Genomic DNA, 16,435 nt, shown 5'->3' with positions numbered 1-16,435 from the left:
ACCTTCGCATGATTGAGTTCTCCGCCGTCTCCAAGGTGTTCCCCGACGGCACGCGCGCCGTCGACGACTTCCATCTCGTCATCCCGTCGCGCAAGACCACCGTCTTCGTCGGTTCCTCCGGCTGCGGCAAGACGACCCTTCTGCGCATGATCAACCGCATGGTCGAACCCTCTTCGGGGTCTATCACGATCGACGGCGACGACATCGGCGGCAAGCCCGCCGTCCAGTTGCGCCGCAGCATCGGCTACGTCATGCAGAATTCGGGCCTGCTCCCGCACTTCACCGTGGCCGACAACATCGCGACCGTGCCCGTCCTGCAGGGACAAAACCGCCGAGCCGCCCGCTCGCGGGCTCTGGAGCTGATGGACACCGTCGGCCTCGACACCGCGATGGCCGACCGCTACCCCAGCCAGCTCTCGGGCGGCCAGCAGCAGAGGGTGGGCGTGGCCCGCGGTCTCGCGGCCGACCCCAACATCCTGCTCATGGACGAGCCGTTCGGTGCCGTCGACCCGATCGTCCGCGACGAGCTGCAGCAGGAGCTGCTGCGTCTGCAGAGCGAGATCGGCAAGACCATCGTCTTCGTCACGCACGACATCGACGAGGCGTTCCTCCTGGGCGATCAGGTCGTCATCCTCGAAAAGGGAGCCAAGATCGCACAGGTCGGCACCCCCAGCCAGATCGTCGAGAATCCCGCGAGCGATTTCGTGGCCAGCTTCATCGGCGCGGTCAAGGGCAAGCGCGCGCTGCACCTGAAGCAGACCGCCACTGGAACGGTCGTGGTGGATGCCGAGGGGCGCACCCAGGGTGCCCTCGTGGAGGACGCTCACCCGTGAACTGGGTAGGGAACAACCTCGACCTCATCGGGCAGCTGACGCTGGTGCACCTGCGCCAGAGCCTCATCGCGCTGATCGTGGGCTTCGTCATCAGCATCCCGCTCGGGTGGGTCGCGTGGCGGTATCGGCTGGTGCGCAGCGGCGTCATCACCATCACCGGACTGCTGTACACGATCCCGTCGCTGGCCCTGCTCATCCTCGTCCCGGTCGTGACCGGGTGGTACAGCATCGTGAGCGAGACGAACCTCGTCGTGGCCCTGGCCATCTACGCGGTCGCGATTCTCGTGCGCGCGGTCGCCGACGGTCTGGACTCCGTCGACACCGGGGTGCGGCAGGCGTCGACAGCCCTCGGGTACGGCTCGTTCCGCCGGTTCTGGGCGGTGGAGTTCCCTCTCGCCGGGCCCGTGGTGCTCGCCGGACTCCGCGTGGCCTCGGCCAGCACGATCGCCCTCGCCACCGTCGGCATCCTGGTCGGCATCCAGAACATCGGCTACCTCTTCACCAACGGTCTGCAGAGGCGCATCATCCCCGAGGTGTTCGCGGGGGTGGTCGCCGTCGTCGTGCTCGCTCTGCTCATCGACCTGATCCTGGTGCTCGCGGGTCGCCTGCTCATGCCCTGGACCCGCGGCGCCAAGACGGTGTCGCGCCAGGCCAACCGGACGTTGGTGAAGGCATGAACCTGCTCGGCGACGCGATCGCCTGGATCTTCGCGGGCGACCCGGGGCAGTTCGACTCGATCCCGCTGGCCATCGGCGTCCAGCTGCTCTACACCGCCGTGGCGGTGCTGATCGCCGGAGCCATCGCCGTCCCGCTCGGGTGGTTCATCGGTCACACCGGCAAGGGCCGCGAGACCGCCGTCGCGATCTCGGGCGCCGCGCGCGCGATCCCCTCATTCGGTCTGCTCATCCTGCTGACGCTGTTGCTGGGTGTGCTGCACAAGCCCGAGGCGGCGATCATCTCGTTCGTCGTGCTGGCCATCCCCTCGCTCCTGGCCGGTGCCTACACCGGCTTCGAGGCGATCGACCGCCGGGTGATCGACGCGGGGCGATCGATGGGCATGACCGAGTCGCAGATCCTGTGGCGCATCGAGGTGCCGCTCGGGCTGCCTCTGCTGGTCGGCGGCATCCGTGCGGCGACCCTGCAGGTGCTCGCGACCGTGACGATCGCGGCCTACATCGGCCTCGGCGGACTCGGGCAGTACATCATCGCGGCCATCCCGCTGCGGCGCTTCGACATCCTGATCGGCGGGGCGATCCTCGTCGCCGTGCTCGCGCTGGTGATCGACGGACTGTTCGCCCTGCTCCAACAGTTCGTCGTGCCGCGCGGCATCCGAGCCGCCGGCGCGGCGCAGCCCCAGCGTCGCAGTGCTCGTCAGCGCCGTGCCGAAGCCCTCGCCGTCGGAGCGCCCGCCGCGCCGCCGGCGACCCCATGACCCATCTGAATCCCGAATCACCAGAAAAGAGAGCACCCATGTTCACAGCACGAACCACGAAGGGCCTCGGCCTCCTCGCCGGCCTGGCGGTCGCCTCGCTCGCCTTCGCCGGCTGCAGCGGCGGCTCGAGCGACCCGCTCAGCAACGGCGGCGGCGCGGACGGCGGCTCGTCCGACGCGATCGTCGTCGGCTCCCAGGCCTACTACTCCAACGAGATCATCGCCGAGATCTACGCGCAGGCCCTCGAGAAGGACGGCAAGACGGTGACGCGCCAGTTCCAGATCGGTCAGCGCGACGCCTACATCCCGCTGCTCGAGGACGGCACGGTCTCGGTCTTCCCCGAGTACACCGGCAACCTGCTGCAGTTCTTCGACGAGGACACCGAGGCGCGTACCGCCGAGGACGTCTACGCCGCGCTCCCGGACGCCCTCCCCGAGGGCCTCGAGGTGCTCGACCAGTCCGAGGCCACCGACCAGGACTCGTACACCGTCACGCAGGCCTTCGCCGACGAGAACGGCCTCACCTCGATCGCCGACCTGTCCAAGGTCACGTCGGGCCTGACCCTGGGTGGCAACGCCGAGCTCGCCGAGCGTCCCTACGGACCCACCGGCCTGCAGTCGACCTACGGCGTGACCGTGCAGTTCTCGCCGACCGGGGAGACCACCGTCGACGACCTCGTCGCCGGCACGATCCAGGTCGCGAACGTCTACACGGCCGACCCGCGCATCCAGACCGACGACCTCGTCACGCTGAGCGACCCCGAGGGCCTGTTCCTCGCCTCGAACGTCGTCCCCGTCGTCAACTCGAACGTCGCCTCCGAGGTGTCGGACGTGCTGAACAGGGTCAGCGCCGCCCTCACCCCCGAGGGTCTGGTCGAGCTGAACGTCAAGTCGACCGTCGACCAGCAGTCCTCGGCCGACATCGCGTCGGAGTGGCTCGCCGCCAACGGCTTCTGAGGCCACCACCGCGGGGCCGTCCGGTTCGCCGGGCGGCCCCGCCGTGTTCCCCGCGTCCGCTCCGTGCCCCGGCGTCCGCTCTGCGCCCCCGGGCGTCTGCTCCGTGCCCCCGGCATCCGTTCCGTGCCCCTGGCATCCGCTCCGTGCCCCTGGCATCCGCTCCGTGCCCCCGGCATCCGCTCCGTGCCCCCGGCATCCGCTGCGTGCCCCCGGCATCCGTGAGACTGCACGCTGCTGACAAGTCGGCGACATCCTGCAACCGACTCGTCAGGGCGGTGCAGTCTCGCGGCGCCCGCGCGGGTCGCCGGGAGCCGGCGCGGGGCGCGGGGCGCCGGGCGCGGGTCGCCGGGCGCGGCGCGGGCGCGCCGCGGGCGCGGCCACGGGCCGCCGGGCGAAGACGCCGGGCGAAGACGCCGGGCGCCGGCCGCGGATCGCCGGGCGCCGGGCGCCGGGCGCGCCGCGGGCGCGGAAGAGCGCAGCGGATGCCGGGGGCCCGGCCACCGCGTAGCCTGGGACGGATATGGCACATCTGCTCGGGGGCGAAGCCCTGCACCTGGAATACCCGACCAAGGTCGTCTTCGACTCCGTCTCGCTCGGCGTGAACGAGGGCGATCGCATCGGCATCGTCGGCCGCAACGGCGACGGCAAGTCGAGCCTGCTCGGCATGCTCGCGGGCATCCGCGAACCCGACGGCGGGCGCGTCACGGTCCGCGGCGGCGTGACGGTGGGGGTGCTCGACCAGCAGGACACCCTCGACGACGACGACACGATCGGCCATGCGGTGGTCGGCGACCGGCCCGAGCACGAGTGGGCCGGCGACGCCCGGACGCGTGACGTGATCGCGGGGCTCCTCGGCGACCTGCCGTGGGACGCGCGGCTGGGCGATCTGTCGGGCGGGCAGCGGCGGCGCGTGGCCCTGGCGAGGCTCCTCTCGGGCGACTGGGACGTGCTGTTCCTGGACGAGCCGACCAACCACCTCGACGTCGAGGCCATCACGTGGCTGGCGGGGCACCTCAAGAAGCGCTGGGCGCCGAGCGCCGGGGGACTGCTCGTCGTCACGCACGACCGGTGGTTCCTCGACGAGATCTGCACTGCCACCTGGGAGGTGCACGACCGCATCGTCGAGCCCTTCGAAGGCGGGTACGCCGCCTACATCCTGCAGCGCGTCGAACGGGACCGCCAGGCGGCATCCATCGAACAGCGTCGTCAGAACCTGGCCCGCAAGGAGCTGGCGTGGCTGCGCCGCGGGGCGCCCGCGCGCACGTCGAAGCCCAAGTTCCGCATCGACGCGGCCAACGAGCTCATCGCCGACGTCCCCGAGATCCGCGACAAGGTCGCCCTGCAGTCGCTCGCGGTGGCGCGTCTGGGCAAAGACGTGGTCGATCTCCTGGACGCGGGCGTGGTCTACGGCGACCACACCGTCCTGAAGGACGTCGAGTGGCGCATCGCGCCCGGCGAGCGCACCGGCATCCTGGGCGTGAACGGGGCCGGCAAGTCGACGCTGCTGAACCTGGTCACCGGGTCGCTCGAGCCCACCAGCGGACGGGTGAAGCGCGGCAAGACGGTCAAGGTCGCCACGCTGACCCAGCGCCTGGACGAGCTCGACCAGCACCTGAACGATCCGGTGCGCGTGGTCATCTCGAGCCTGCGCACCACCTACGCCTTCGGCGCCGGGTCGAAGGCGCAGGAGCTCACCCCCGGCCAGCTGCTCGAGCGCCTCGGCTTCTCGAGCGCCCAGCTGTCGACGCCGGTGAAGGACCTCTCGGGCGGGCAGAAGCGACGGCTGCAGCTGCTGCTGGTCATCCTCGACCAGCCGAACGTGCTGATCCTCGACGAGCCCACGAACGATCTCGACACCGACATGCTCGCCGCGATGGAAGACCTCCTGGACTCCTGGTCGGGCACCCTCATCGTCGTCTCGCACGACCGGTACTTCCTCGAGCGCGTCACCGACCAGCAGTACGCGATCCTCGACGCGAAGCTGCGTCATCTTCCGGGCGGGGTCGACGAGTACCTGCGTCTGCGGGCGATCCAGGATGCCGAGCCCTCGCGTCCCTCATCGGGATCCGCTCCCGCCGCTCCCGGCCTCCAGGGTGCCGAGCTGCGCGCGGCGCAGAAAGAGGCGTCGGCGACCGAGCGGCGCATCGAGAAGCTGCAGCAGCAGATCGACAGGGCCAAGGCGGCCCTGGTCGATCACGATCAGTCCGACTACGTCGGGCTCGGGGCCGAGATGCAGCGCATCTCGGGACTGGAGGCCGAACGCGACGAGCTCGAACTGCAATGGTTCGAGTTGACCGAGCAGATCGGCTGACCCCGCGCGGTGGACGGCGTCGGTGCACGGTGTCAGTGCACGGCGTACTCGAGCAGCACGATGAAGATCCCCAGGCATGCGGTCGCGAACGCGCCCACCAGACGCATCGCGAGGCGGGCGCCCCGCCGCGCGTAGGCGAAGTATCCGAGCACCCCCAGGACGACGAAGGTCGACCACATGCTCAGGTCCGACGCGTCGTCGACGCTCATCCCGGTCAGGGCCGCGCAAAACAGCACGAGCATCGACGGCACCGAGGCGTACAGCATGCCGGCGCCGTGGCGCATGCCCTCCCGGGTCGCGCGTCGCAGTCCGTGCGCCGCGTGCTCGGTGAGGGTGTGGGCGAAGACGTGCGCGATGAAGAAGACGACGAGCGACGTGGTCGCGCTCGCGATGACCTCGCCGACGGATTCGGCGTGATCGTCGGCGATCGTCACGAACGCCGCGAACACGATCAGCCCGTAGATGGCCGCGGGGGAGCGGAAACGCACGTCGAACCAGGCGCGCACGCGCTGCCCGCGCGTCGTCGGGTCGGCGGGGGTGCTCACTGGTCGAACCCGAGGCTCAGCTTGCGCAACAGGGTCGCCAGGCGGTCCCGATCGCTGCGGGCCAGACTCTCCAGCAGCAGGGCCTCGGCGTCCACGAGGCGGGTGATGGCGGCATCCACGCGGATCCGCCCGTCGTCGGTCAGCGTCACGAGGATGCTCCGTCCGTCGCCCGGGTCGGCTTCGCGCCGCACGAACCGGCGGGCGACGAGCCGGTCGATGCGGTTGGTCATGGTTCCACTGGACACCAACGTCTGCTGCAGCAGCTGTTTGGGGCTCAGCTGGTAGGGCTCGCCCGCACGGCGCAACGCCGAGAGCACGTCCCACTCCCACGACTCGATGTCGCTGCGACGGAACGCCTCCTTGCGGGCGATGTCGAGGTGACGCGACAGACGCGCGACGCGCGACAGCACCTCCAGCGGCGAGAAGTCCAGATCAGGGCGTTGGCGCACCCAGGCCTCGACGATGCGGTCGACCTCGTCGCTGTCCGGGCTCACCCCCTCATTATGTCGAGACACACCGGGGGCTCATCGCTCCCTGGTGCGGATCGGACGAACGGCGCGCGTCCGCGTCTGGCAGACTTGACCGGTGCCCGCGGGCACGGTCCGCCGTGGTGTAACGGCAGCACGACAGCCTTTGGAGCTGTTAGGTCTAGGTTCGAATCCTGGCGGCGGAGCATGACATCACCGACCGAGTTGGCCGTCGTCGTCCTCGCCGCGGGTCAGGGCACCCGCATGCGGTCGCGAACGCCGAAGGTGCTGCACCCCGTCGGCGGGCGCCCGCTCGTGGGCCACGTGCTCGACACCGCGGCATCCCTGGATCCGGCGCGCATCGTCGTGGTCGTCCGACACGAGCGCCAGCTCGTCGCCGAGACCGTGTCGGAGCTGGCCCCCGGTGTCGTGATCGTCGACCAGGACGAGGTCCCGGGGACGGGCCGCGCGGTCGAGGTCGCACTCGACGCGCTCAAGGGCTTCGCCGGCGACGTCCTGGTGCTCAGCGCCGACGTCCCGCTGCTCGAGACCGGTACACTCACCGAGCTGCTCGCCACCCACCGCGCCGGGGGCAGCGCCGTGACGCTGCTCAGCGCCCGTGTGGACGAGCCGTTCGGCTACGGCCGCATCCTGCGCGACGACGCCGACGGCGTCCGCCGCATCGTGGAGCAGAAGGATGCCACGGCCGAAGAGGCTGCGGTCACCGAGATCAACGTCGGCGTCTACGTCTTCCAGTCGGTGCCGCTGCGCGAGCAGCTCGCCCGCGTCGGCACGGCGAACGCCCAGGGCGAGAAGTACCTCACCGACGTCATCGGGCTCCTCCGCGACGCGCGGCACGGGGTCGCGGCATCCGTCACCTCCGACGCGTCCGCCGCGCTCGGCGTGAACGACCGCGTGCAGTTGTCCGAGGCGGGGCGCACGCTCAACGCCCGCACGGTGCGGCGCTGGCAGCTCGAGGGCGTCACCGTCGTAGACCCGGCGACGACGTGGATCGACGTCACCGCGACCCTGGCGCCCGACGTCACGATCCTGCCGAACACGCACGTCCGCGGGGCGACCGCCATCGCGAGCGGCGCCACGATCGGCCCCGACACGAGCCTGCTCGACTGCGAGATCGGCGAGGACGCTACCGTCACCCGCACCGACGGCACCCTCGCGGTGGTCGAGGCCGGGGCCACGGTCGGACCCTTCGCCTACCTACGCGCCAACGCGCGCGTGGGGGTGAACGGCAAGGTCGGCACGTTCGTCGAGGTGAAGAACTCCTCGATCGGCGAGGGCAGCAAGGTTCCCCACCTGTCGTACATCGGCGATACCGAGATCGGTCGCGGGGTCAACCTCGGAGCCGGGGCGATCACCGCCAACTACGACGACCTCGCCAAGCACCGCACCGTCATCGGCGACGAGGTGCACAGCGGCTCGCACAACGTCTTCGTCGCGCCGGTTACGATTGGAGCCGGCGCCAAAACGGGTGCCGGAGCGGTGATCCGCAAGGACGTTCCGGCCGGTGCGCTGGCGCTCAGCGTGTCCCCCCAGCGCAACATCGAGGGGTGGGTCGAGAAGAACCGACCGGGTACCGCGGCGGCCGACGTGGCCGCGCGGGCTCGGGCTGAACAGGAAGCGGCCGATGGCTCGTAAGAAGAACCGTGTAGACCTCGACCGCGACAACGGCATCGCCCCCGGGCTCGTCGCCAAGACGAAGAAACGGCTGGTCGTGGCGTCGGGGCGTTCGCACCCCGAACTCGCCGCGCAGGTCGCCCAGCATCTCGGCACCGAGCTCGCACCCACCGAACACCGCACCTTCGCCTCGGGTGAGATCTACACCCGCTTCGAGGTGTCGATCCGCGGCTGCGACGTGTTCGTGGTGCAGTCGTTCGGTCCCCCGGTGAACGAGTGGCTCATGGAGCTGCTCATCATGCTCGACGCCCTCAAGCGCGCCTCGGCCAAGCGCATCACCGTGGTCGCGCCGTACTACCCGTACTCGCGTCAGGACAAGAAGGGCCGCGGCCGCGAGCCCATCAGCGCGCGCCTGGTCGCCGACCTGCTCAAGACCGCCGGAGCCGACCGCATCATGAGCGTCGATCTGCACGCGGCGCAGATCCAGGGCTTCTTCGACGGTCCGGTCGATCACCTCTTCGCCAAGCCCGTCCTGCTCGAGCACTTCGAGCAGGGGCTGACCGCCGAGGATCGCGAGACCCTGACCGTGGTGTCGCCCGACATGGGTCGTGTGCGGGTGGCCGACACGTGGTCCGACAGCCTCGGCGCGCCCCTTGCGATCATCCACAAGCGCCGCGACCCGAAGGTCGCGAACCAGGTGTCGGTGCACGAGATCGTCGGTGATGTGAAGGGTCGCACCTGCCTGCTGGTCGACGACATGATCGACACCGGCGGCACGATCCAGAAGGCCGCTCAGGCGCTCAAGGCCAGCGGCGCTCGCAAGGTCATCGTCGCGGCCACGCACGCGATCTTCAGCGACCCGGCCACGCAGCGACTCCAGGATGCCGCCATCGACGAGGTCGTCGTCACCGACACCGTCCCGCTGCCCGCCGACCGGCGGTTCGAGCGGCTCACCGTGCTGCCGATCGCACCGCTGCTGGCCCGCGCCATTCACGAGGTCTTCGAGGACGGCTCCGTGACCAGCATGTTCGGCGGCGACGCGTAAGCGCCCGCCCCGCTGCGCTCAGCCGTCTCCCGCCGCGGGAGGCGGCTGAGTGCGTTCCGGGCCCACACGCCCCCGGCGTCGTCATCCGTTCCCCCGCGGCTTTTGGTCGCCGGGCGTACGGGGGCCGACGAATCTCCGCGGGGGAGCGGCGGCGGTCCCGCCCCGCCCCGGCCCCGCAGCCCGCCCCGACCCGGGCCAGCGCCGCTCGCGCACATAGCTTGCACAGAAGAATGAACCGGGCCACCGTTCAGGTCGTGTCCCTACCGTGAGCACCACCCGCGCCGCGAGGCACGACCGAAGGAGGACCCCCATGATCCGCACCGCAGCCGTACCCCGTCCCGTTCGCATCGGCACCGCCCTGCTGGGTGTCGCCGGTATCGCGACCCTCGCCGGGTGCGCCGGTGGGGCCACCGACGCGGCCGCGCCCGTCGAGAGCGCCGCCGCCCCGGCGGCCACGTCCGAGCCCTCGTCCAGCGCCGACGCGGGCGCGAGCGCGGCGGGCACGTACAAGGACGGCCAGTACGAGGCGACCGGCCAGTACGCCACGCCCGAGAGCGTCGAGACGGTCGACGTGACCCTCACGATCGCCGGCGATACGGTCACCGCGGTCGAGGTGACCGGAGACCCGCAGGCGGCCGAGTCCCGGCGCTATCAGAGCGAGTTCATCGGCGGCATCCAGGACGAGGTCGTCGGCAAGAAGCTCGACGAGATCTCGGTCAGCAAGGTCGCCGGGTCCTCGCTGACCAGCGGCGGCTTCAACAAGGCCGTCGACGCGATCAAGACCGAGGCCAGGGCCTGACGAGCATGACCACCCCGGCCGTCACGCGCGCGTCCTGGACGTTCGACGCGATCGGCACGTCGTGGGCGATCGAGACCGCGGAACCCCTGCCGGCGGTCGCCCGCGACGCGGTCTCGGCCGTCATCGACCGGTTCGACCGCGAGTGGTCGCGCTTCCGCGAGGATTCGTCGGTGTCGGCGCTCGCGGCGGGGCGGGCGGCATCCGTGGTCCTCCCCGACGACGCGGATGCCATGCTCTCGATCTACGACGAGCTCGACATCGCGACGCGGGGCGCCGTCAACCCGCTCGTGGGCGACGCGCTGTCGCGCCTGGGATACGACGCGCGGGTGACCTTGACCCCGCGGGGTGGTCCTCGTCCCGCGCCGTCGTGGCGCGAGATCCTGCGGTGGGAAGACACCTTGACCCTCGTCGAGCCCGCGACGATCGACGTGGGAGCACTCGGCAAGGGGCGTCTGGTCGACCTCGTGCTCGACGTGGTCGCGGATCACGCGCCCGGCGACGTGAGCGTCGACGCCTCGGGTGACCTCGCCGTCCGCGGCACGCCCGTGCGCGTCGGCCTCGAGCACCCCTACGACCCCTCGCGCGCCATCGGGGTCGCGACCGTCGCCGACCGGGCCCTGTGCGCCTCGGCGATCAACCGGCGGGCCTGGGGCGACGGGCTGCATCACGTGCTCGACGCCCGCACCGGTGCGCCGGTGCGGGCCTACGCGGCGACGTGGGCGCTGGCCAAGACCGCGATGCGCGCCGACGCCCTGGCCACGGCGCTGTTTTTCGACGGCGGGCCCGAGCTCGCGGCATCCTGGAACGCCGCATGGGTCCGCATGAGCACCGACGGGCGCGTGGAGTGGTCGCCCGGATTCGACGGAGAGGTCTTCTCATGAGCGCAACGCTCACCGCGGGCTCGACCCGTGTTCTCGGCGTCATCGGCCGGGTCTCGATGTACCGCCTGGTGATGTCGTCGCTGGGCCTGTTGGCGATCCTCTCGCTCGTGCTGTCGTTCGCGGGGCTCGTCGTGCCCCAACCGCTCGAACTCGTCGCGAGCCTCGTGGTGCTCAGTGCCGCGTGCGTCGTCACCGACATCGTGGCGCAGAAGCTGCTGCGGATGCCGCTGCGGATCGAGTCCTCGCTGATCACCGCGGCGATCCTGCTGTTCGTCGTGCGTCCGAGCGTCGACCCCGCGGGCCTTGCGGGACTGGTGGTCGCGGGGGTCGTGGCATCCGCGTCGAAGTACGTCTTCGCGTGGCGGGGGAGGCACATCCTGAACCCGGCGGCCACCGGGGCGACGGTGCTGACCATCGTGAGCATCTGGGCTCCTGATCTGGGCGGGTCGGCGTGGTGGGTGGGTTCGCCGTGGTTGGCCGCGCCCGTTCTGGTGCTGGGCGTCCTGCTGCTGCTGCGCACCGACAAGCTGCCGATCGTGGTGACGTTCTGGGCCGTGGCGATGACGGTCGCCTTCGTCCGCACGACCGTGCAGTTCCAGGCGGCGGGGTTCCCCGTCGACGTCCCGACGGTGCTCTCGCAGGTGGCGTTGTCGTCGCCGTTCCTCTTCCTCGGGGCGTTCATGCTGTCCGAGCCGCTCACCCTGCCCCCGCGCCGGGGGCAGCAGTACGTCGTGGCGATCCTCGTCGGCGTGCTGGCCGGATGGCCGCTGCCGGTGGGCGAGATCACCCTGGGACAGGAGCGGGCGCTGCTCGTGGGCAACCTCGTGGCGTTCCTGTTCTGTCTGCGGGCCGCTGTGCGTCTGCGGGTCGAGGGGCGCCGCGATCTGACCCCGACGGTGCGCGAGCTCTCGTTCCGCGCGGCCCGGCCGTTCCGCTTCGCGCCGGGGCAGTACCTCGAGCTCGACGTGCCGCACCGCCGGCCCGACGGTCGCGGCACGCGGCGGGAGTTCTCGATCGCGTCGGCGCCCGAGGATCTTCCCGAGGTGCGCATCGCGTTCAAGGACGGTTCGCAGTCGTCGTACAAGCGGGCCCTCGCCGCCGTCGAGAGCGGGTCGACCCTCGCCGTCACCGGTGTGTGGGGGGACTTCGTGCTGCCGTCGCGTCCGACGGCGCCGGTGCTCCTGGTCGCGGCGGGGATCGGCGTGACCCCCTTCGTGTCGCAGCTGCGCCATCTCGTGGCGACGGGTCAGCAGCGCGACGTCGTGCTGGTGTACGTCGTGTCCGAGGCGGCGGAGCTGGCGTTCCGCGACGATATCGCCGCCAGCGGCATCCGGGTAGTGGTGTTCAGCCGCGACGAACCGACGGACCTCCCCGCCCGGTGGACGTGGGCGGGGCCGGACCGGGTGGATGCCGAGGCCCTGGTCGCCGCGGTGCCCGACATCACCCAGCGCGCGGCGTACGTCTCGGGGCCCCCACGGCTCATCTCGGCGCTCGCCCCGGCGCTGGCGAAGGCGAAGTCGCTGACCACGGACGCGTTCGCGGGGTACTGACGCGCCACCGGCGCGGGCGCAGCCGCTCGACGCGGCACTGGCGTCTCGCGCCGACAGCGGAAAGAGTAGGGTCATGCGCTCGGTCTTCTTCTCCTCCGATCCCGTCGACGACGATGACGGCGACCGCTTCGACGGGCGGTCCGAACGGATCCCCTCGTTCGAACCCCCGCGCGACGAGATTCCGGTCCTGTCGGGCCCGGCCGGGCTGCTCGCGCGCGCGGACGACGTCGTCATCGCCCTCATGGGCGTGCGCGTCTTCTCGGACGGCGTCGAGTTCCTGCTCGACCGGCACCTGCGCCGGGGCGGGCGCGATCCGCGGGAGTGGCAGCTTGCCCAGATGGACTTCGCGGGCCACTTCGGCGTGGCCGACCGCACCCCGGGACGCCTGCGCTGGGGGCTGTCGCTGGGCGACGGTCAGCGGCTGCTCCTGGACGACCCGTTCGGGTTCCCCCATCCGCACCGCCATGACGCGCCGTCCGAGCCGCAGCGCCACACCGTCCGCGTGACGGGTGGCGGCGGGTCGGGCGGGGGCGACGACTACACGATGCACGACGGGCTGTGGCTGTGGCCGCTGCCGCCCGAGGGTCCGCTCGACATCGTCGTGCAGTGGACGACGTTCGGCGTCGCCGAGTCGCGGTTCTCGCTCGACGGCGGCCATCTGCGCGCCCTCGCCGCGGGGGTGCGTCCGCTGTGGGAGTGAGGGCCGTCGGCTCCGCGGTCGTCCTCGCCGCGACGGTCGCGCTCTGCGCCGGGTGCGCGGGCCCGACGACCGACACCGCGGTGTCCGCGTACGTGGACGCCGCGATCGCCGAGATGCGTGACGGCATCCACGCGGATTCCGAGGAGTTCCGGCGGGCGGTCGACGACCTGGGGCCGACCCTGCGCGCGGCCCCAACGATCGCCGACACCTACGCGGGCCTGCAGCAGCTGGCGGTCGCTGCGGGCGGAGAGCACTCGAGCTTCGCCCCACCGGTCGATGTCGCCGCCTACGAGGCGGCCGATCAGCCCGGGGCGGCTTTCGCGGTGCCGACCGCGTCGACCTCCGCGGGCGTGACGCGACTCACGCTGCCCTCGTTCAACGGTCAGTCCGCCGAGGCGATGTCGGCGTACGTCGACGCCGGATTGACGGCGATGCGGGATGCCGTGCCCGCCACCACCTGTGGATGGATCATCGACCTGCGCACCAACGGCGGGGGCAATGCCTGGCCGATGCTCGCGGTCGCGGCCCCGCTGCTCGACGACGGCGACGTCGTGGGACTGCAGCGCGACGGCGAGATCGCCTGGGCGCGGGTCGAGGACGGGGGAGTGGTGTCCACGCCCGGCGGGCCCGACACGACCACGCCCGGGGGCTTCACGATCGACGCGTCCGTCGCGCTGATGACCTCGTCGATGACCGCGAGCGCGGCCGAGATCGTGGCCATCGCCTTCCAGGGGCAGGCCGATGCCGTCCGCGTCGGCAAACCGACCGCGGGACTGACGACCGGCAACGAGGTGCGCGAGCTCAGCGACGGGTCGTGGCTCATCCTCACCACCACCTACGACGTCGACCGCGCCGGAACGCTCCAGAACGGCCCGCTGATCCCCGACGTCGAGGTGGCACCGGGGCCCGACCTCGAGGCGGCGCGGACGGCGGTCACCTCGCGCTGCGGGTGAGCCCCGGCATCCGTTGCGCTCAGGTCGGGTCGGCGGGCTTCGCCGGCAGGCGCACCTCGAACGTCGTGTCGCCCGGCGTGCTCCGCACGGTGATGGTGCCGTGGTGGGCGTCGACGATTGCCTTGGCGATCGACAAGCCGAGTCCCGTACCGCCGGTCTTGCGGTCGCGTGAGCGGTCCGCGCGGGCGAAGCGCTCGAACAGCTGTGAGGCGACCGAGGGGTCGATGCCGGGGCCGTCGTCGTGCACGCGCAGCACCGCCTCGGAACCCTCGTGCGCCACCGAGACGGCTACGACGCTGCCGGCGGGGGTGTGCGTGCGGGCGTTGGCGAGCAGGTTCGCGACCACCTGGTGCAGGCGCGAGGCGTCGCCCGCGAGCTCGACGGGGGTGTCGGGGACGTCGATTGTCCACGAGTGATCGGGTCCCGCGGGACGCGCGTCTCCCACGGCCTCGACCGCGAGCCGGGTCAGGTCGACCGAGCCGTAGACGAGCTCCTGCCCCTCGTCGAGCCGGGCCAGCAGTAGCAGATCCTCGACGAGCGTGGTCATCCGCAGCGACTGCGCCTGGATGCGCTCGAGAGACTGCTCGGTCGTCTCGACGGCCAGGGCGATCCTCTGGCGGCTCTCGTCGTCCTGCGCCTGCCGCATGGCGCGCAGCGATAGCTCGCTGAAACCGCGGATGGATGCCAGGGGCGTCCGCAGTTCGTGACTGGCATCCGCCACGAACCGGCGCATCATCTCTTCGTTGCGTTGGCGGGCCGAGAGCGACGCGTCGACGCGGTCGAGCAGCGTGTTGAGCGCGGTGCCGACCTGGCCGATCTCGGTGTGCGCGTCGACCTGCTCCGCCGGGACGCGCTCGGTGATCGAGACGTCCCCTTGATCCATGCGCAGCGAGGCCACGCGCGTGGCGGTCTCGGCGACGGCGCGCAGGGGACGCAGTCCCAGGCGGATGACGATCGCGATCACGACCGCGAGCAGCAGCAGGCCGCCGGCGGTGACGAGGGCGACGGTGGTGAGGATGGCGCCGATCGTGCCGGTCACCTGCGACAGGGGGAGTCCGACGAGGAAGACGGAGTTGCTCCCCGGGGTGGGGAAGGCGCGTACGCGGTACTCGCCGAGGTTCGGCAGTTCGACCGTCTGCTCGCTGGTGTCCGCGGCCTGCAGGCTGTCGGCGATGCCTCCCAGGTCGTCGTCAGTGAGGGCGCGGGCCCCCGTGTCGCCGACGACGGCTCCGCTGAGGCCGCTGCGGGAGTTCATGACCAGCAGGGTGCCCGAGTCGAAGAAACCGGACTGCAGCACCTGCTCCGCGGTGCTCTGGAACGCCGTGCGCGGTTGGATCGACGCCGCGGCCTCGTCGACCTGCGCCCCGAGGTTCACGTACAGCACCTGACTGAGGATGGCGCTGGTCGAGATGCCGATCATCACGAGGATGAACGCGACCATCCCGATCACGGCGGTCATCAACCGCGCCTGCAGCGTCCACGGACGGCCGAAGCGCTTCGAGGCGGCGCGATCGGGGTCGGTCGCCGGGTCGGCGGCGCGCTCCGGGGGAGCGGCCGCGGGGGGAACCGGGGGAGCCGGCCGCGGGGGCAGGCTCACTGGGGGGCTTTGATCATGTAGCCCACACCGCGCACCGTGTGGATGAGGGGCTCGTTGCCGGCATCGATCTTCTTGCGCAGGTACGAGATGTACAGCTCGACGACACTGGAACGCCCGCCGAAGTCGTAGTTCCACACGCGGTCGAGGATCTGCGCCTTCGACACCACGCGGCGCTGGTTGCGCATGAGGAAGCGCAGCAGCTCGAACTCGGTCGCCGTCAGCTCGATCTCGCGCCCACCGCGCACGACCTCGTGACTGTCCTCGTTCAGCGACAGGTCGCCCACGCGCAGGATCGGCTCGGAATCCCGCGTGAGCGCCGTTCCGGCCCGACGCATGAGCCCGCGCAGGCGTGCGACGACCTCTTCGAGGCTGAACGGCTTGGTGACGTAGTCGTCGCCGCCGGCGGTGAGTCCCGCGACGCGGTCTGCCACGGCGTCCTTGGCCGTGAGGAAGAGCACGGGAACGTCGTTGCCCGAGTGCCGCAGACGCTGGAGCACCGCCATGCCGTCGAGGTCGGGCATCATGATGTCCAGCACCATGGCATCCGGCTCGAAGTCGCGTGCGGACTGCAGGGCGTCGAAGCCCGATCCGGCCGTCTTGACGTCCCAGCCCTCCATGCGCAGGGCCATCGACAGCAGGTCGGTGAGCATCTGCTCGTCGTCGACGACGAGCACGCGCAGCGGGCTCCCGTCGGGGCGGGTGAAGGCGGGGGCGGCGGCGGTCGCGGTCAT

Annotated in this window: 16 protein-coding genes and 1 tRNA gene; 13 read left to right on the top strand and 4 right to left on the bottom strand. The window is 71.2% G+C overall.

The window, feature by feature from the left end; all coding sequences use genetic code 11:
- Positions 1 to 8: 8 nt before the first annotated feature.
- The 5 genes from ACIPVB_RS08580 to ACIPVB_RS08560 all read left to right on the top strand — a co-directional run bounded on the left by ACIPVB_RS08580 (position 9) and on the right by ACIPVB_RS08560 (position 5,532).
- Positions 9 to 833 carry an ABC transporter ATP-binding protein gene (locus tag ACIPVB_RS08580; protein ID WP_400368256.1) on the top strand — a complete coding sequence of 275 codons (825 nt, stop codon included), beginning with the start codon at positions 9 to 11 and terminating at the stop codon, positions 831 to 833.
- On the top strand, positions 830 to 1,510 hold the full coding sequence (locus ACIPVB_RS08575; protein WP_400368255.1) for an ABC transporter permease: 681 nt from the start codon (positions 830 to 832) through the stop codon (positions 1,508 to 1,510). Before ACIPVB_RS08580 ends, ACIPVB_RS08575 begins: the two co-directional genes overlap by 4 nt.
- A complete protein-coding gene (locus tag ACIPVB_RS08570; protein WP_400368254.1) occupies positions 1,507 to 2,265 on the top strand; it encodes an ABC transporter permease in 759 nt (252 codons plus the stop codon). Before ACIPVB_RS08575 ends, ACIPVB_RS08570 begins: the two co-directional genes overlap by 4 nt.
- A 38-nt stretch (positions 2,266 to 2,303) precedes the next feature.
- Positions 2,304 to 3,221, top strand: a complete 918-nt coding sequence (locus ACIPVB_RS08565) for an ABC transporter substrate-binding protein (protein WP_400368253.1) — start codon at positions 2,304 to 2,306, stop codon at positions 3,219 to 3,221.
- 520 nt (positions 3,222 to 3,741) lie between these two features.
- Positions 3,742 to 5,532, top strand: a complete 1,791-nt coding sequence (locus ACIPVB_RS08560) for an ABC-F family ATP-binding cassette domain-containing protein (protein WP_400368252.1) — start codon at positions 3,742 to 3,744, stop codon at positions 5,530 to 5,532.
- Positions 5,533 to 5,564: 32 nt separating this feature from the next.
- Here ACIPVB_RS08560 and ACIPVB_RS08555 read toward each other — a convergent pair whose 3' ends face one another.
- Positions 5,565 to 6,077: a hypothetical protein gene (locus ACIPVB_RS08555; RefSeq protein WP_400368251.1), complete on the bottom strand. Its 513-nt coding sequence runs from the start codon at positions 6,075 to 6,077 to the stop codon at positions 5,565 to 5,567.
- Entirely contained in the window at positions 6,074 to 6,571 is a 498-nt protein-coding gene (locus ACIPVB_RS08550) for a MarR family winged helix-turn-helix transcriptional regulator (RefSeq protein ID WP_400368249.1), read from the bottom strand. The genes ACIPVB_RS08555 and ACIPVB_RS08550 overlap by 4 nt, the downstream gene beginning before the upstream one ends.
- Positions 6,572 to 6,678: 107 nt before the next feature.
- On the opposite strand from ACIPVB_RS08550, the gene ACIPVB_RS08545 reads away from it, so the two are divergent.
- From ACIPVB_RS08545 to ACIPVB_RS08510, 8 genes are all read left to right on the top strand, one after another.
- Positions 6,679 to 6,750 (top strand) — tRNA-Gln (locus ACIPVB_RS08545).
- A 1-nt stretch (position 6,751) separates the two neighbouring features.
- Positions 6,752 to 8,200, top strand: a complete 1,449-nt coding sequence (glmU, locus tag ACIPVB_RS08540) for a bifunctional UDP-N-acetylglucosamine diphosphorylase/glucosamine-1-phosphate N-acetyltransferase GlmU (protein WP_400368248.1) — start codon at positions 6,752 to 6,754, stop codon at positions 8,198 to 8,200.
- Entirely contained in the window at positions 8,190 to 9,224 is a 1,035-nt protein-coding gene (locus ACIPVB_RS08535; protein WP_400368247.1) for a ribose-phosphate diphosphokinase, read from the top strand. The genes glmU and ACIPVB_RS08535 overlap by 11 nt, the downstream gene beginning before the upstream one ends.
- A gap of 310 nt (positions 9,225 to 9,534) precedes the next feature.
- Positions 9,535 to 10,023, top strand: coding sequence for a hypothetical protein (locus ACIPVB_RS08530; RefSeq protein WP_400368245.1), 489 nt, complete (start codon positions 9,535 to 9,537; stop codon positions 10,021 to 10,023).
- Between the two features lie 5 nt (positions 10,024 to 10,028).
- Positions 10,029 to 10,904 carry an FAD:protein FMN transferase gene (locus ACIPVB_RS08525; protein ID WP_400368244.1) on the top strand — a complete coding sequence of 292 codons (876 nt, stop codon included), beginning with the start codon at positions 10,029 to 10,031 and terminating at the stop codon, positions 10,902 to 10,904.
- Positions 10,901 to 12,454 carry an FAD-dependent oxidoreductase gene (locus ACIPVB_RS08520; protein WP_400368243.1) on the top strand — a complete coding sequence of 518 codons (1,554 nt, stop codon included), beginning with the start codon at positions 10,901 to 10,903 and terminating at the stop codon, positions 12,452 to 12,454. The genes ACIPVB_RS08525 and ACIPVB_RS08520 overlap by 4 nt, the downstream gene beginning before the upstream one ends.
- A gap of 73 nt (positions 12,455 to 12,527) precedes the next feature.
- A complete protein-coding gene (locus ACIPVB_RS08515) occupies positions 12,528 to 13,154 on the top strand; it encodes a hypothetical protein (protein WP_400368241.1) in 627 nt (208 codons plus the stop codon).
- Positions 13,151 to 14,107: a S41 family peptidase gene (locus ACIPVB_RS08510; RefSeq protein ID WP_400368239.1), complete on the top strand. Its 957-nt coding sequence runs from the start codon at positions 13,151 to 13,153 to the stop codon at positions 14,105 to 14,107. The genes ACIPVB_RS08515 and ACIPVB_RS08510 overlap by 4 nt, the downstream gene beginning before the upstream one ends.
- Positions 14,108 to 14,126: 19 nt before the next feature.
- Here ACIPVB_RS08510 and ACIPVB_RS08505 read toward each other — a convergent pair whose 3' ends face one another.
- Together ACIPVB_RS08505 and ACIPVB_RS08500 are read right to left on the bottom strand one after the other, a co-directional pair.
- Positions 14,127 to 15,566, bottom strand: coding sequence for a sensor histidine kinase (locus ACIPVB_RS08505; RefSeq protein ID WP_400368955.1), 1,440 nt, complete (start codon positions 15,564 to 15,566; stop codon positions 14,127 to 14,129).
- 134 nt (positions 15,567 to 15,700) lie between these two features.
- Positions 15,701 to 16,435 (bottom strand): response regulator transcription factor, encoded by a 735-nt coding sequence (locus ACIPVB_RS08500; protein ID WP_295782950.1) that lies wholly within the window; start codon positions 16,433 to 16,435, stop codon positions 15,701 to 15,703.

Origin of the sequence: Microbacterium sp. NPDC090007 (assembly GCF_044748345.1) — a bacterium.
Taxonomy (GTDB): domain Bacteria; phylum Actinomycetota; class Actinomycetes; order Actinomycetales; family Microbacteriaceae; genus Microbacterium.
The sequence above is the reverse complement of the archived record's forward strand: the minus strand, read 5'-3'. Positions and strand labels throughout refer to the sequence as shown.

What these genes read in the sequence shown, in the direction of transcription:
- ACIPVB_RS08580 (WP_400368256.1), top strand. Translation starts at nt 9, where the DNA reads ATGATTGAGTTCTCCGCCGTCTCCAAGGTGTTCCCCGACGGCACGCGC.
- ACIPVB_RS08530 (WP_400368245.1), top strand. Translation starts at nt 9,535, where the DNA reads ATGATCCGCACCGCAGCCGTACCCCGTCCCGTTCGCATCGGCACCGCC.
- ACIPVB_RS08515 (WP_400368241.1), top strand. Translation starts at nt 12,528, where the DNA reads ATGCGCTCGGTCTTCTTCTCCTCCGATCCCGTCGACGACGATGACGGC.
- ACIPVB_RS08565 (WP_400368253.1), top strand. Translation starts at nt 2,304, where the DNA reads ATGTTCACAGCACGAACCACGAAGGGCCTCGGCCTCCTCGCCGGCCTG.
- ACIPVB_RS08570 (WP_400368254.1), top strand. Translation starts at nt 1,507, where the DNA reads ATGAACCTGCTCGGCGACGCGATCGCCTGGATCTTCGCGGGCGACCCG.
- ACIPVB_RS08500 (WP_295782950.1), bottom strand. Translation starts at nt 16,435, where the DNA reads ATGACCGCGACCGCCGCCGCCCCCGCCTTCACCCGCCCCGACGGGAGC.
- glmU (WP_400368248.1), top strand. Translation starts at nt 6,752, where the DNA reads ATGACATCACCGACCGAGTTGGCCGTCGTCGTCCTCGCCGCGGGTCAG.
- ACIPVB_RS08560 (WP_400368252.1), top strand. Translation starts at nt 3,742, where the DNA reads ATGGCACATCTGCTCGGGGGCGAAGCCCTGCACCTGGAATACCCGACC.
- ACIPVB_RS08525 (WP_400368244.1), top strand. Translation starts at nt 10,029, where the DNA reads ATGACCACCCCGGCCGTCACGCGCGCGTCCTGGACGTTCGACGCGATC.
- ACIPVB_RS08535 (WP_400368247.1), top strand. Translation starts at nt 8,190, where the DNA reads ATGGCTCGTAAGAAGAACCGTGTAGACCTCGACCGCGACAACGGCATC.
- ACIPVB_RS08505 (WP_400368955.1), bottom strand. Translation starts at nt 15,566, where the DNA reads ATGACCGCCGTGATCGGGATGGTCGCGTTCATCCTCGTGATGATCGGC.
- ACIPVB_RS08520 (WP_400368243.1), top strand. Translation starts at nt 10,901, where the DNA reads ATGAGCGCAACGCTCACCGCGGGCTCGACCCGTGTTCTCGGCGTCATC.